The sequence below is a fragment of the Hyphomicrobium sp. ghe19 genome (assembly GCF_902712875.1).
Classification (GTDB): domain Bacteria; phylum Pseudomonadota; class Alphaproteobacteria; order Rhizobiales; family Hyphomicrobiaceae; genus Hyphomicrobium_B.
In genome coordinates this window covers 4,078,181-4,092,296 of record NZ_LR743509.1, presented here as the reverse complement: position 1 = coordinate 4,092,296, position 14,116 = coordinate 4,078,181, and the positions used below count along the sequence as shown (strand labels likewise).

Below are 14,116 nucleotides of genomic sequence, written 5' to 3'. Positions count from 1 at the left end.
ATTATTTGCCGAAGGAATAGTCACAGCCAATTCGGTCAATTTGACAGCATGAATTTTGGGATGACGGACCGTTGATTGCGCCCGGAAATGGTTCCACGGTTTTTAAAAAATATCAGGTGGTGAAAACGAAGTTGATGTGGCCATCGGCCAATTTCGGCACGCCCGCCGCTGCGGGCGCTTGCGTGCTTGTGACGCCGCCCGCCCAGTCTTTCGTCGCAGAAATGCCATGAACCAGCTGGATGACGAAAGCGGTGCCGCGTGCTAACCAGCGCCCGACAAAGCGGCAATGAGACAGATGCCGCGTTCGCGCGATTTCAACGCTGAGCGACGGGCGTTCACCCGTATCGGCCGCAAAGGCTTCAGGACCATCACATGACCACGTCACAGCGGGAGGCGCGCTTTCAAGCGTCGCGCCCGGACACACCGGCTATTTCGTTACCGATTCCGTTTGTCGAATTCGTCGTCCTGATCGCCGCGCTTATGGCGCTGACCGCCTTGTCGATCGACATCATGCTGCCGGCTTTACCGGAAATTGCCTCGACATTCGGCGTCGCCAGGGACAACGACCGGCAGCTCGTCATCATTCTCTATATGGCCGGGTTCTCGGTGGGCCAGATGTTGTTCGGCCCGCTTTCGGACCGCCTTGGCCGTAAGCCGGTCCTTATGGCCGGCCTCGCGATTTTCATTTTGGGGACGATCGGGGCGATTCTGGCAGGCACTTTTGAAACGCTGCTGATCGCACGCATTATTCAGGGTGTCGGCGCGGCGTCTCCGCGGATCATCGCCGTCGCAGTTGTTCGCGATCTGTATAGCGGTCGGCAAATGGCGCGGGTGATGTCGTTTGCGATGATGGTGTTCATCATGATCCCAGTCTTCGCCCCCTCGATCGGGCAGGCCGTCGTTCTTTTCGGTGACTGGCACTGGATCTTCGCCGTGCTGCTCGCGATGGCGGTGCTCGCGGCAGTCTGGTCCGGGACGAGATTACCCGAAACCGCCGGCCCCGCGCTCGGAACGGACCGCGCAATGACGCTCGGGAAGTCTCTGATGGCCGCCATCCTCAATCCGCAGACATCGGGTTACGGAGTGGCAGGCGGCTTCATGTTCGGCTGCTTGCTGGCGTATGTCGCGAGCGCCCAGCAGGTTTTCGTCGGCGTCTTTGGCATGGGCGAGAACTTCCCCATCATTTTCGGCGCGCTCGCCTCCACGATCGCTTTCGCTTCTTTCGCCAACGCGCGTCTTGTCGGTCGGCTTGGAATGCGGTGGGTGTCGCACTCGGCGCTGGTCGCCTTTATCGGCGTTGCAGTTCTGCTGACGGCAGCGGCCGCGCTGGGCGTGGCCGGATTTTGGCTCTTCGCGGCGGCCGTCGGCGTTCAGTTTTTTCTGTTCGGATTGATTGCGCCGAACTTCAACGCGCTCGCCATGGAGCCGCAAGGTCACAATGCCGGGATGGCGTCGTCGGTCATCGGCTCACTTGGGACCGCCATCGCCGCCGTCGCTGGCGGCTTCGTCGGTGCATCCTTCAACGGCTCGATCTTTCCGATAACGGCGGGATTTGCTGTATGCAGCATAATTGCGGCCCTCATCGTCCTCTATGTCGAGGGCTCGAAGGGTCTGTTCGGCCGAAACCGCCCGGCGTAGTGTCAGGTTCGCCACCTAAAATTTACGTAACGAGCGCCTAGAAGCCATCTCGCACTGGCCACCCATCCCGTCGTGTATTACATGCTGCGGCGGCGACGGTGATTGCTGCCGGGTCGATCCCGGGGCGCGAGGGCAGTACGGACATGAGAATTCTGCTGCTTGAAGACGACTTGAATACTGCACGATATATCTTGAAGGGCCTCGAGGAAGAAGGTCATACGGTTGATCACCTCGCTGACGGCCGCGATGCGGTCGCTCAAGCGGTCGCCGAGAATTACGACGTGATAATCCTTGATCGGATGCTTCCCGGCCTCGACGGACTCGCGATCATCAAGACAATTCGCAGTGCCGGACGCGGGGTGCCCGTATTATTCCTGACGGCGCTCGGAGGCGTCGACGATCGCGTCGAAGGTCTCGATGCGGGCGCCGACGATTACCTCGTCAAGCCATTTGCGTTTTCCGAACTTCTTGCTCGCGTGAACGCGCTGGCCCGCCGCCCGCATACGAAAGGTGAAGAGACGCGCCTCAAGGTCGGCGATCTCGAGATCGACCTCGTCAGCAGAAAGGTGACGCGCGGCGGCGATATCATCGATCTCCAACCGCGGGAGTTTCGTCTGCTCGAAGTGCTCATGCGCAATCGCGGCCGCGTCGTGACGCGCACGATGCTGTTGGAACGCGTATGGAGCTTCCATTTCGATCCGAAGACGAGCGTCGTCGAAACGCACATTTCCCGGCTGCGCGCCAAGATCGATAAGCCCTACAACAAAGAGTTGATCCACACCATTCGTGGGAGCGGATACACGGTCCATGACGGCTCGTGATCTCTTCAAGCGCACGCCGTTCCGATTAGCGGCGACGTTCTCGCTGTTCTTCCTGACAACGATATTAGCGCTTTTCACAGCCGTCTATTTCGTCGCCAGCGAGCGTCTCGTGACAGACATTCGCGACCGCGTCGAGACGACGCTCGATTCTCTCGCAGCTCTTGACGGCGACCGCACGTTCGACGATCTCGTCGCCCTCGTCGCCAGCGAAAGCGAATCCGTCCGCGATCCCGACTTCATCATTGAACTCGTCGACAAGAACGGCAATTTTCTGGCGGGCAACGTTCGGGGCGTTAAAGATTCCAAACAATGGATGACGCTGAAGCGCTCGGACATGTTTATGACCCTCGATCGCGGCGAGCCGGACGACGAATTTCTCGCGATATGGAGGCCCCTCGTCAAAGGGCGGCTGCTCGTCGGCAGCGAAAATAGCGAAGTCAAGCAGATGAAGTCGTTTCTGCTGAGGCTGCTCGCCTACGGCGTGGTTGCGGCCGCCCTGGCGCTTGCTCTTTGCGCGGCGTATTTCGCACGCGAAGCGCAACATCGCATCAATGCCTTCGCCCGGCCCCTTGCGAGAGTATCACAAGGCGAAATCACCGCCCGCGTTCCGATCTCCGGCCAGCATGACGACATCGACCAGGTCGCCTTGCAAGTGAACCGCATGCTCGGTGATTTGCAGAGACTGATCGAGAACGTAAATCAATCATCGTCAGACATCGCGCACGATCTGAAGAAGCCGCTCGGCCGCTTGCGCCAACGCCTGGACGACGCGCGCAACGGGGAAAACAAAGCCGAGTTTCAAAACGCAATCGATGCGGCGCTCGGCGATATCGATTCCATATCGGAAACATTCGACGCGCTGCTCCGGATTACCCAGATTGAGGCCGGTGCTCGCAAATCACGCTTCGTAATGGTGGATCTTTCGCTTCTCCTCGCCGACGTTCGCGACGTCTATGATGTCGTGGCCGAGGACGCGGGCGACAAGCTTAAGTACGTCAGCGATTGGAGCGGCCCGGCGTACGTTCGGGGGGATCCGGAACTCCTCGTCCAGCTCGTCGCCAACCTCGTCGAGAATTCCATTCGTCATTGCCCGCCCGGCACGGAAATTACGATACGCCTCGCCTCGCGTGGCGCCGTGCACATCGTCGAAGTTTCTGACACTGGCCCGAGTATCCCCGAGCACGAACGGGTGAATGTGTTTCGCCGCCTATATCGCTTGGAGCGTGCCCGTTCGACCGAGGGGAGCGGCTTGGGCCTCAGCCTCGTTGCGGCCATCGTCGAGCTTCATTCGGCAAAGATCGAGCTCTTCGACAATGCACCTGGGCTGCGCGTGGAAGTGAGATTCCCGAGCATGTGAGCCAATGCTGCGCACGCCAAAAATGAAGGGGCGCATTTTTGATGCGCCCCTTTGGAAAGCTTCCGCTGCTGAGAACATCGCGTGATCAACCCGCGAGGCTCTGCCTCAGCTCATCGAACAGCGCAACCTGTTCCTTTATCAGTTCGCGCTTCTCGTCGCGGCGAACGAAGATTTTGAACATCGCTTCGCCGGCTCCGTTGAAGAATTGAACGGACCGCGATTCCCGCCCCATGAAGGGACGCGCAACAAAGACGATGTGCGTGCAGTTCTCTGCTTTGATATGGCCGCCGATGGGGCTGTCGCCATGCAGATTGAAATATCCGCGGCCGATCGTACCGGGAGGGATCGGGCCTTCGCATTCGAGCACGATGTCGGGCGTGTGAACGATGAAGACCACCGGTCCCCACGCTGTAAGGGCAGTCAATATCGTCTCGAACGCGCTGCCGGGAACAATGGCCCGGTGCGGATCAGGAAGCGCTTCGACAGCCTCGAACGTGCTGACGCCGTATTCGCGGGCGATTTGCTCGAGGATGCCGTCTGCATTCTTTGCCAGGCGCTCGCGGAGCGGCGGGCGTTCGCCGGCCTCAGATGTCAGAGTTTCGCTCATGCCACTCACTCGGCCGCCGCTGCAAACACCGACTTCGAACCATCGGCGCGAACTTCCTGGATCGCCTCGAAGCCTTCAAACTCGGGATGGCCGAGATAAAGCTTCTTCGTCGTTCCGGCGCTGGAATGCGACTTGCGGAATGATTCAGATTTCGTCCACGCCTCGAAATCCGCGAATGAACGCCACACCGTGTGCGATGAATAAAGAAGATGATCCTCGCGCTCGGGTCCGCGAAGCAAGTGAAACGACACGAAACCAGGTTCTTTGTGCAGGTGCACTTCCCGAGCGATCCACAGCTGCTCGAAATCTCTTCCGAGGCCGGGCTCGACTTTGAATCGGTTCATCGCGATGTACATTTGGCACCTTTCTTGTGAGAAAAACGGCGAACCGGGAGCTGGGATTTCCGGTCCGCCGGCGATCTCAGAGCTACGAGACGGGAAGTCACTGTGCTCTAAGACGCATTTTGAATTCTTCTTGCTTGCGGAGCGTTACCGCGGCGGCACGCTATTGTTGTGTCCTTAAAAAGTCAACATTACCGTCACGCTGCGCCGATCCGGTATTCCGTGTGCGTCGGCAGCATCTGTCCTATGTTGAGAAGATTGCCGTCATCGTCGATGAAGTGGAATTCCCGCATACCCCAAGGCTTGTCCGAAACTTCTGATAGCCGCTTGGACGGGCCGTTTTTGAATGCCGAATGCCATTCGTCGACGTCGTTGACGCGAATGTAAGCGGAGACGCAATGCGGCTCGGGAACGACCGCAACGGAAGAAATATGCAGCTCGACAGCGCGTCGGCGCAGTATCAGATAGTTATGCGCGGGGTGCACGACGACGAACCCCTTGCTCTCATAGATTTCGGCAGAGCGTTCGATATTGGTTGAAAGTAGAACGGGGATCGCCAATGGCACCGCAACGCCGTTAGCAGTCAGTTCATCAGGTAACGTCATCATTCTGCAGCCGCTCCCATGGTCGCTTCGCGCGTGATGGCCGAAGGCAAGATCAATCGGCCGCCATCTTCGGACGAAACGACCCGCAATCGACACCCGAACGTGTGGCTGAGCAGATCCTCATTCAAGAGATCGTCGGGTTTACCTTTTCCGGCGATCCTGCCTGCCGCCATCAGTACGATTTCATCAGCAAATGCTGCGGCAAGATTGAGATCGTGAATGACGAGCATGACTGCGCGTCCCATTTCAGCCTGGGCTTTGATTAGGGCGAGTACATCGCATTGATGTTTGAGATCGAGGCTCGCAGTGGGTTCATCGAGCAAGATTGCGGCCGTGCCCGCCTGCGAACGTGGCGCGGTGGCCAATTGGCATAGGGCTCTAGCAATATGGACGCGCTGGCGCTCGCCGCCGGAAAGCTCATTGAGCATCCGCGTTTCGAATTCTGCCAAGCCGACGGCCTCAAGCGCGTCGCGTGCAGCGTTGGCCGCAGCGGAATCGCGAATGCCAAATCCCGGCACCGTCGCGCCCAGCATGACGACTTCGAGAACAGTGAACGGAAATGAAAGTGTCGTCGATTGCGCGACGACCGATCGCCGTGCCGCAAGTCGGGCGACCGGCACTTTCCGGAGATCGCTGTCGTCGAGGAAGACCGCGCCCTCGCTCGGCTTGAGCTCTCCCGCCATGACGCGAAGCAGGGTAGATTTTCCGGCGCCATTCGGGCCGATCACGGCAGTGAGCCGGCCGGGCGTGATCGCCAGCGACACGTTGTCGATGAGCCGCTTCGAACCCGCCACCACCGAGACGCTTCGCGCTTCAAGCATCGCCTATTCTCCCCCGCCGATGCCGCGCCTCAGCACGAGATGAAGAAACACGGGTGCGCCGACGAGCGCGAGCACGATGCCGATGGGCAGCTCTGCGGGCCGCAACACCATGCGCGAGATGATGTCGGCGACGATGACGAGTGTTGCACCGAGAATGGCGCTTCCCGGAAGAACGACACGATGATCGGGGCCGGAAAGCAGCCGCATGACGTGGGGTGCAACGAGACCGACAAAGCCGATCACGCCGGCAACAGCGACGGCGGCTCCAACGGCCGCGGCCGTGGTCGCAATGGTAATCCGCTTTGTCCGCTCGGTATCGATGCCGAGGTGCATCGCTTCCGACTCTCCGAGCAGAAAACCGTTGAGTCCGCGCACGAGGTGCGGCACGGCGAGGCAGATGGCGGCAGCAAAGGGAAGGACGGCAAAAACTTTCTGCCAGCTAGCGCCGGAAAGGCTGCCCATCGACCAGAGCGTCAGATCACGCAAATCCCGGTCGTCGCTCGCGTATGCAAGAAATCCGCCGAGCGAACCAGCCAATGCGCCGAGAGCGATGCCGGCAAGCAGCAATGTTCCAACTGCGAGCCGTCCCCGGCGCGCCGCGATGGCGACAAGCGTGATTGTCGTGACGAGACCGCCGAGGAACGCGGCGATCGGCAATGCGTAAATTCCGAGAGGCGCGATCAAGGGAGCAGCGATCCCGTGACCGAGCACGATCGTTGCAATCGCAGCAAGCGCCGCGCCCGAAGAAACGCCGATGAGGCCCGGGTCCGCGAGTGGATTGCGGAATAGGCCTTGCATCATCGCGCCCGACGTCGCCAGCGCCGCACCGACGAAAGCAGCGAGCAGTGTTCGTGGCAGTCTGAGATCGATCAGAACCAGCCTGTCTCGCTCAGCGGTGGAATCGGCGGCATAGCCGGCAGCCGCCGCGAGCGCGCGGGGCAGTGACTGCAGCGAAACGCCGGTCGGCCCGATGGCGAGCGACAAGATCGCGGAAAGGAGAAGCAGCCCGGTGAGCAGAAGGAAAACCTTGGCTCGCGCGGGCCTCACCGCACCGGCGACTTTAGCGAACCTGGCATCGATGGCTGTCACGGCGTTGCAGCGGTCTGGCCCGACCCGGGATAGAGAGCCTTCATCAAGTCATGCGCGGCTGAAGGGGCGCGCGGTCCGAAGCCGAGAAGATAAAGGCTGTCCATTTCGATGAGACTTTTGGTCTTTGCAGCCGGGGTCTGGCTGAGACCCGGCAACTCGAGCGCCGTACTGGCGCCGTGGCGATCGCCACTGCCGCGGCTCATCACGACAACCGCGTCGGGAGAAAACTCCGCCAACTGTTCGTCGCTCACCGGCTTGTAGCCGTTGACGCCCGCCGCTGCATTGTCGGGGCCGGCAAGCTTCAGAACCGCGTCAGCGCCCGTGCCTGTACCGCCGACCGTTGCGCGGCCGTTTTGAACGGCGAGAACGAACAGCACCTTCTTGCGATCTTTGATTTGCTTGCGATCGTTTTCGAGAGACGCGAACTCGGCCTCGATTTTCGACGCAAGCGTCTGGGCTTCGCTGGCGGTGCCGACAACTTCTCCGATACGGCGAACCTTTTCGGGCACGCTCTCTGCCGTCTGCTTTTCGGCGATATCGACGTATTGGACGCCACTGCCTTTGATGGCTTTGACGACCTCGGGCGGCCCAGCCTGCTCGGACGCGATAATGAGCGTGGGGTTCATGGAAAGCACGCCCTCTGCCGAAAGCGCGCGCAAGTATCCGACCGACTTCTTGTCGGTGAGGGCACTCGCTGGAAACTGGCTCGTCGTATCGACTGCGACGATCTTTTGCTCCTGCCCAAGCGCGTAAAGGATCTCCGTCACGTCGCCACCGAGAGACAGAATCCGTACCGCGGCCGCATCGGCCGCGACAGCACGGGAGCGATCAAAGCCGAGCTCGGACAATAACCCAGCCAGCGCGAGAGCCGCGCCAGCAATTGCAAATCGTCGTGTTGCCACGCCCATATCGTGCGTCCCTGGTTGCGCCTTACTTGGTTAGGATGAGCTTGCCCGTTGCGGTGATGCGCAGGCGATACTCTTGCCCTCGGTGCACGAGCGTTGCTTCGCGGTGACCCTTGAGCAATTCGTCGACCCGATATCGGACGCCGTTCTCGATCGGGCCATCGGTGTTTGGCAATTCGGTCGTCGAAATAGGGCTTTGCCCCGCTTGGCGCAGTAAGGATGCTGCGACCTCTTTTTTCTGAGGCATTCGCTCGATCAAGGATGAGTGGCTGGGAGCCGACATATCTTTCAATAGCCGCTCTAGTGAAGATAATGGGCCGGTGCAGTCTTCTTTTGCGACGCGTGGGCTTCGCCACGAACGTCCACGTCGGAAGCGATGTGCTGCGACTGCATGGAGGCGAGTGCGCGAGCGGCGAACTGTGTGCGCGCCGGTGTCTGCGGATCCTCCACCAACAGCTTCAATCCACGGTCCAATGCGATCTCGTTGCCGGAGCGCGCGGCTTTCAAAAGCCCCGACACCGCAAGCTCGTCGGGCGACACATGCTGGCAGCCGATGCTGAGATAGGAAAAGCCGACTTTGCGTTCGGATCGGAGCGCTCTGAGAAGCGCCGTTACGCGCGCGACAAGAAGAGGGCCTTCAGCGGGGCCGAGCTTTGCCTCGGCCTCTTTCATCGCGATCTCCCAAGGCTGCGCCGCGCCTGTGGTGTACACTTCGCAAAGGCAGCGGAAGATATCGAGCGTGACGTTCTCGATCGGCAGAAATTCGAGTTCGGCGCGCAGGGGAAATCCGAGTGCGTGGCCCGCACAGGTATCCTCGCCGCCGGCTTTGCCGTCATTCGGCTTCGGAGATTTGTTCCGCATTTATCGCTCATCCTCTTCGTCGTCGGAAAGGTTGGAGAGCATACGGTCGAATGCCGAGACATGGCCGGTCGCTAAATCCCAAATCATTCCCGCGGAGGCGGCGAACAGCGATGCGGCCAGGACTGCGCCGGAACTATCGCGCACGTCCAACCGCTCACCGCTAAGGTGCGATTGTTTCATGGTTTTCTATCCAAAATATCGAGGTTCAAGGCCCCGCAAATGGCGAATGGGGCCATTAAGCGAAAGTATACTACGAGAGTCAAGTTTAAACTTTGGAGGTCTCGGTAGCAGTCGGCTGCTGAGCGCGCTCGTGGATGACGCGATGCACGAATGCGAGTTTGTCGTAAGCGGCAGTCGGTATTACGAACGGATAAAAATCGTCATGACCCATGCTGCGGCTCAGGCTGTTCATGGCGATTGTCAGCGGTATCCATCGCGCCATCAGCGCGCCGAACGTCACGCTCGAATAAATATCGTCGCGCAGGTCGAGATGAACGCCATGGCCTTCCATGCCTTCGGCCGCAGCGGTGTCGAGAGCATCGACCATGTGCAGATAGTGCGCCCAGGTTTCCGCCCAGTCTTCCCACGGGTGCGCGCTGGCGTAGGCGGAAACGTGCCGCTCTTGCCAATCGGGTGCGGGGCCGGAGCTGTGATGGCGCGTGAGCGCAGCGTCATAGTCTTCGCGCTCGTCGCCGAAGAGCGCGCGAAACTCGTCGAGCCGATCCGGCTCTTCAACGAGAGCCATCCAGTAGTAATGGCCGCTTTCATGGCGCAGATGGCCGAGTAGCGAACGGTACGGTTCATCGAATCGCTGCCGTTGCCGTTCCCGTTGCACGGAGTCGGCTTCGCTGACGTCGATGGTAACGACGCCGTCGAGATGGCCCGTCAGCGAGTTCCGCACGAAATCGAATGTCAGCGGGCCCTTCGCAGAAGCTGAGCCATCGAAAGGCAGTCCAAATCGCAGAAGGGAGTAAACGAGGCGCTTCTTGGCATGTTCGAGCGAGCGCCACGCGCCGAGACCGCCACGTTCCGAAAGGTTAGGGATAAGGCGGTTGAGGTCGCAGGCCTTGCAGAAGACGTTGCTCTCGGACTCAGGCGTCAGCCAGTTGCAAACGCCGAGCTCCGCGTTCGCGCAATATCGAAGCGGAACGTCTGTTGGCGTACTACTCAGCTTACGAAAGATGGGGGTGTCGAGCGCAACTGTGCTGTCGCCGGCTTCCGCTACCGCAACGACGGCCATTTCTCCGGTATCGAAACCGAGCGTGCTGCCGCATTCCATGCACTTCACGTTCTCGAAATACACAGTGTTTCCGCAGTGCGAGCAGGCGAAATTCTTCATGCTGCGTACCGAACGCCCCGGTACCCGTAGGCAAACGCGCAAATGGCCCCGAAGGGGGGGTGCCGAAAATCGCTGACTGCTCCTTGTTGGCTCATTGGGCCTTGCCGATAAAACACGTCGATGCCCTTATAAATCGCACTCGGGTCCAATTTTTTCAGCACTCTGCTCAAACGTAATGCAGAATGGGACGCTGCGAACTTTTTAGGCTAACCCGCGCTTGTACCATAACTTTCCGCCCGGTAACGCAGGTAAGACGATTTCGTTGCCTGACGTCCTCCCGACGGCCCGGCACCGCGATCAGATAAAACAGGGATGATGTTGCTTCATGGTCCTTCACGTCGCGCTGACCCATCAAACGAGTTACCGCTACGATCGACGGGTAAGCATGGCGCCACAGGTGATCAGGCTTCGCCCCGCCCCGCATTGCCGGACACCCATCCTGAGCTATTCGCTCACCATCACGCCGAAATCGCACTTCCTGAACTGGCAGCAGGACCCGTTCGGCAACTTCCTCGCCCGCGTCGTCATCCCCGAAGAGACCACGGAATTCTCCGTCACCGTCGATCTCGTTGCCGACATGGCGGTGATCAATCCGTTCGACTTCTTCATCGAGGAGAAAGCCCAGGCTTGGCCGTTCGTTTACGACGACGTCCTCAAGAAAGAACTCGCGCCCTACCTCGTTGCGGCGCCTCTCGGCCCCAATCTCGAGCGCTATCTCAAGAAGATCGTTCCCAAATCGCAGACGACGATCGACTTCATCTGCGATCTCAATCGCATGGTGCAGGGCGATGTCAGCTATCTCATCCGCATGGAGCCGGGTGTTCAAACGCCCGAAGAAACGCTCGCGAACGGTTCGGGCTCCTGCCGCGACAGCGCGTGGCTTCTGACGCAGATCCTTCGCAATGTCGGCCTCGCGGCGCGTTTCGTATCGGGCTACCTCATTCAGCTGAAGCCGGATGTGAAACCGCACGACGGCCCCGCCGGCGCCGACACGGACTTCACCGATCTCCACGCCTGGACGGAGGTCTATATTCCGGGCGCCGGATGGATCGGCCTCGACGCGACGTCCGGTCTATTGGCCGGTGAAGGTCATATTCCGCTCGCCGCAACGCCTCATCCCGTCAGCGCCGCGCCCATCAGCGGCAGTCACACGAAGGCGGAAGTCTCATTCGACTTCAAAATGGCCGTCACGCGCATTCGCGAGACGCCGCGCGTAACTAAGCCTTATGATGACGAAACGTGGAAAACCATCGTCGCGACCGGCAACGCGATCGACGATCGGCTCGTCAAGGGCGACGTGCGCCTCAGCATGGGTGGCGAGCCGACCTTTGTCGCCGCCGACGATATGGAAGCCGCCGAATGGAACACGGCGGCCGTCGGACCGACCAAGCGCCGTTACGCCGATGAACTGATCCGCCGGCTGCAACGCCGCTTCGCGCCGGGTGGACTGCTCCACTACGGCCAAGGCAAATGGTATCCGGGCGAGCAACTCCCGCGCTGGGCGTTCGCGCTGTACTGGCGCGGCGACGGCCTGCCGCTCTGGGAAAACCAGGATCTCATCGTCAGCGAGAGCGTCGCACGCCCCGCGATGATCGAAGACGCCGACAATCTGATGCGCGGCCTGTGTGCGAAGCTCGGCCTGCCGGTCGATAGCGCTATTCCGGCTTATGAAGATCCGGCGCACTTCCTGCTGGTCGAACGCAAGCTGCCGATCAACGTCACGGCCGACGCCAACAAGCTGGACGACCCCGCCGAGCGCGAACGGATCGCGCGCGTTTTCGATCGTGGACTGGGCCAGGTTGCAAGCTACGTTCTCCCGATACAAGCTTGGCAGACAGCGGACCGCGGCCGTCGATGGGTAACCGAGCGCTGGGCTCTTCGGCGCGAGCATCTCTTCCTCGTACCGGGTGATTCTCCGGCAGGCTTCCGCCTTCCTTTGCAATCGTTCCCCGTGCTCGAGCCAACCGAGCAATCGAACGTCATCCCGCGCGATCCGATGAGCCAATCCCGGCCGCTGCCCGAGCGTTCCGTGCTCCTGCAGGAACGCCGCGTCGTGACGCTTGAGGCTGCGAAGCCGAAGATGCCCATCGAGATCACGCCGGACATTGCAGGTTCCGTCAGAACCGCGTTGACCGTCGAACCGCGCGGCAATGCCATTTGCGTGTTCATGCCGCCGCTGACCGACGCGGAAGACTACGCGGCCCTCGTCGCGGCGATCGAGGAAGCGGCGAAAGATACCGGCGTTCCGGTTCAGGTCGAAGGCTACAATCCGCCGTCGGATGCGCGCCTCAATGTGATCAAAGTGACGCCCGATCCCGGCGTCATCGAAGTCAACATTCATCCCTCTGCAAGCTGGGAGAGCACAGTCGCGATAACGACGGCGCTCTACGAGGAAGCGCACGATACGCGCCTCTCCGCCGAAAAGTTCATGCTCGATGGCCGTCACACCGGAACCGGCGGCGGCAACCACATCGTGGTCGGCGGCATGGAACCGGCCGATAGCCCCTTCTTGCGCCGCCCGGATCTATTGGCCTCCGTCATTGCCTATTGGCAAAATCATCCGGCGCTTTCCTATTTCTTCTCCGGCATGTTCATTGGGCCGACGAGCCAAGCACCGCGCGCCGACGAGGGCCGCCACGAAGCGCTCTACGAACTCGAAATCGCTCTTTCGCAAGTGCCGGATCCAGGAGTTGGGCACATCCCGCCCTGGCTGGTCGATCGGCTCTTCCGCAACCTGCTGATCGATGTCTCGGGCAATACGCATCGTGCCGAGATCTGCATCGATAAGCTCTATTCGCCGGACAGCGCGACAGGCAGGCTCGGACTTGTCGAGTTCCGCTCGTTCGAGATGCCGCCGCACGCCCGTATGAGTCTCGCTCAGCAACTGCTGCTGCGTACGCTGATTGTCATGTTCTGGGAAAAGCCATACCGCCAGAAGCTGGTGCGCTGGGGCACGGCGCTGCACGACCGATTTATGCTGCCGCATTACCTTTGGTCCGACTTTGCGACGATCATCGCCGACCTCAAGGCGGCGAACCTGCCGGTGGAGCTCGAATGGTTCCGCCCGCACCTCGAATTCCGATTCCCGCTCTACGGCACCGTGTCGGCATCGAACCTCACGCTCGAATTGCGTCAGGCGCTCGAGCCCTGGCATGTGCTCGGAGAAGAGAGCGTCGCGGGCGGCACCGCGCGCTACGTTGATTCTTCGCTGGAGCGTGTCGAAGCAAAGGTCAAAGGTCAGACAGGCGATCGCTTCGTCGTAACCTGCAACGGTCGACCTCTTCCGTTGGCGCCCACCGGAAGCTGGGGCGAAGCCGTCGCCGGTGTTCGCTATCGTGCTTGGTGGCCCCCGTCCGCTTTGCATCCGACGATCGGCGCGCACGTGCCGCTGACCTTCGATATTGTTGATACGTGGAGCGGGCGATCGATTGCGGGTTGCCGATATCACGTTGCGCATCCGGGCGGCCGCAATTTCGAGGTGTTCCCGATCAATGCCTACGAAGCTGAAGGCCGCCGGCTTGCGCGTTTCGACGCGGAAGGCCATACGGCCGGGCCGATGTCTATCAAACCCGAGAGCGTTAACCCGGATTATCCATGCACACTGGACCTCCGCCGCGGTCCGGTTTGAAAGGCAAGCTGTGCGGAGAGCGGATTCACTTTCCCTCGCCTGGCGCCGTCGCTTGCGGACCGCGCCCCGTCGCACGATAGTGCTTTGATTGATGTGGGGGGAAC

General features: G+C 60.5%; 14 protein-coding genes. 4 read left to right on the top strand and 10 right to left on the bottom strand.

Translation table 11 applies throughout. The annotated features are described in order from the left end of the window. The first annotated feature begins 372 nt into the window (after nucleotides 1-372). The 3 genes from AACL53_RS19475 (at nucleotide 373) to AACL53_RS19465 (ending at nucleotide 3,816) form a co-directional block, all read left to right on the top strand. The gene (locus AACL53_RS19475; RefSeq protein ID WP_339086224.1) at nucleotides 373-1,638 is read left to right on the top strand and encodes a multidrug effflux MFS transporter; all 1,266 of its coding nucleotides are present in this window, start codon (nucleotides 373-375) and stop codon (nucleotides 1,636-1,638) included. 143 nt (nucleotides 1,639-1,781) lie between these two features. Continuing rightward, a complete protein-coding gene (locus AACL53_RS19470; RefSeq protein ID WP_339086223.1) occupies nucleotides 1,782-2,459 on the top strand; it encodes a response regulator transcription factor in 678 nt (225 codons plus the stop codon). Continuing rightward, the gene (locus tag AACL53_RS19465) at nucleotides 2,446-3,816 is read left to right on the top strand and encodes a HAMP domain-containing sensor histidine kinase (protein WP_339086222.1); all 1,371 of its coding nucleotides are present in this window, start codon (nucleotides 2,446-2,448) and stop codon (nucleotides 3,814-3,816) included. The genes AACL53_RS19470 and AACL53_RS19465 overlap by 14 nt, the downstream gene beginning before the upstream one ends. Nucleotides 3,817-3,901: 85 nt before the next feature. Here AACL53_RS19465 and hutX read toward each other — a convergent pair whose 3' ends face one another. The 10 genes from hutX to AACL53_RS19415 form a co-directional block, all read right to left on the bottom strand. Continuing rightward, nucleotides 3,902-4,423: a heme utilization cystosolic carrier protein HutX gene (gene hutX / locus AACL53_RS19460; RefSeq protein ID WP_339086221.1), complete on the bottom strand. Its 522-nt coding sequence runs from the start codon at nucleotides 4,421-4,423 to the stop codon at nucleotides 3,902-3,904. A gap of 5 nt (nucleotides 4,424-4,428) precedes the next feature. After that, nucleotides 4,429-4,779 carry an antibiotic biosynthesis monooxygenase gene (locus AACL53_RS19455; protein ID WP_339086220.1) on the bottom strand — a complete coding sequence of 117 codons (351 nt, stop codon included), beginning with the start codon at nucleotides 4,777-4,779 and terminating at the stop codon, nucleotides 4,429-4,431. Nucleotides 4,780-4,961: 182 nt separating this feature from the next. After that, nucleotides 4,962-5,372, bottom strand: coding sequence for a VOC family protein (locus tag AACL53_RS19450; protein WP_339086219.1), 411 nt, complete (start codon nucleotides 5,370-5,372; stop codon nucleotides 4,962-4,964). Beyond that, nucleotides 5,369-6,190 (bottom strand): heme ABC transporter ATP-binding protein, encoded by an 822-nt coding sequence (locus tag AACL53_RS19445; RefSeq protein ID WP_339086218.1) that lies wholly within the window; start codon nucleotides 6,188-6,190, stop codon nucleotides 5,369-5,371. The genes AACL53_RS19450 and AACL53_RS19445 overlap by 4 nt, the downstream gene beginning before the upstream one ends. A gap of 3 nt (nucleotides 6,191-6,193) precedes the next feature. Then, nucleotides 6,194-7,279 (bottom strand): iron ABC transporter permease, encoded by a 1,086-nt coding sequence (locus tag AACL53_RS19440; protein ID WP_339086217.1) that lies wholly within the window; start codon nucleotides 7,277-7,279, stop codon nucleotides 6,194-6,196. Further along, complete coding sequence (locus tag AACL53_RS19435; protein WP_339086215.1) at nucleotides 7,276-8,187, bottom strand: ABC transporter substrate-binding protein; 912 nt, start codon at nucleotides 8,185-8,187, stop codon at nucleotides 7,276-7,278. Before AACL53_RS19435 ends, AACL53_RS19440 begins: the two co-directional genes overlap by 4 nt. A gap of 22 nt (nucleotides 8,188-8,209) precedes the next feature. Next, entirely contained in the window at nucleotides 8,210-8,431 is a 222-nt protein-coding gene (locus AACL53_RS19430; RefSeq protein ID WP_339086214.1) for a hemin uptake protein HemP, read from the bottom strand. 53 nt (nucleotides 8,432-8,484) lie between these two features. Continuing rightward, a complete protein-coding gene (locus AACL53_RS19425; protein WP_339086213.1) occupies nucleotides 8,485-9,045 on the bottom strand; it encodes a hypothetical protein in 561 nt (186 codons plus the stop codon). After that, on the bottom strand, nucleotides 9,046-9,225 hold the full coding sequence (locus AACL53_RS19420) for a hypothetical protein (protein WP_339086212.1): 180 nt from the start codon (nucleotides 9,223-9,225) through the stop codon (nucleotides 9,046-9,048). An 85-nt stretch (nucleotides 9,226-9,310) separates the two neighbouring features. Further along, nucleotides 9,311-10,384, bottom strand: a complete 1,074-nt coding sequence (locus AACL53_RS19415) for a putative zinc-binding metallopeptidase (RefSeq protein WP_339086211.1) — start codon at nucleotides 10,382-10,384, stop codon at nucleotides 9,311-9,313. A gap of 325 nt (nucleotides 10,385-10,709) precedes the next feature. Here AACL53_RS19415 and AACL53_RS19410 point away from each other — a divergent pair, with 325 nt between their 5' ends. Continuing rightward, complete coding sequence (locus AACL53_RS19410) at nucleotides 10,710-14,012, top strand: DUF2126 domain-containing protein (protein WP_339086210.1); 3,303 nt, start codon at nucleotides 10,710-10,712, stop codon at nucleotides 14,010-14,012. Nucleotides 14,013-14,116: the final 104 nt, after the last annotated feature.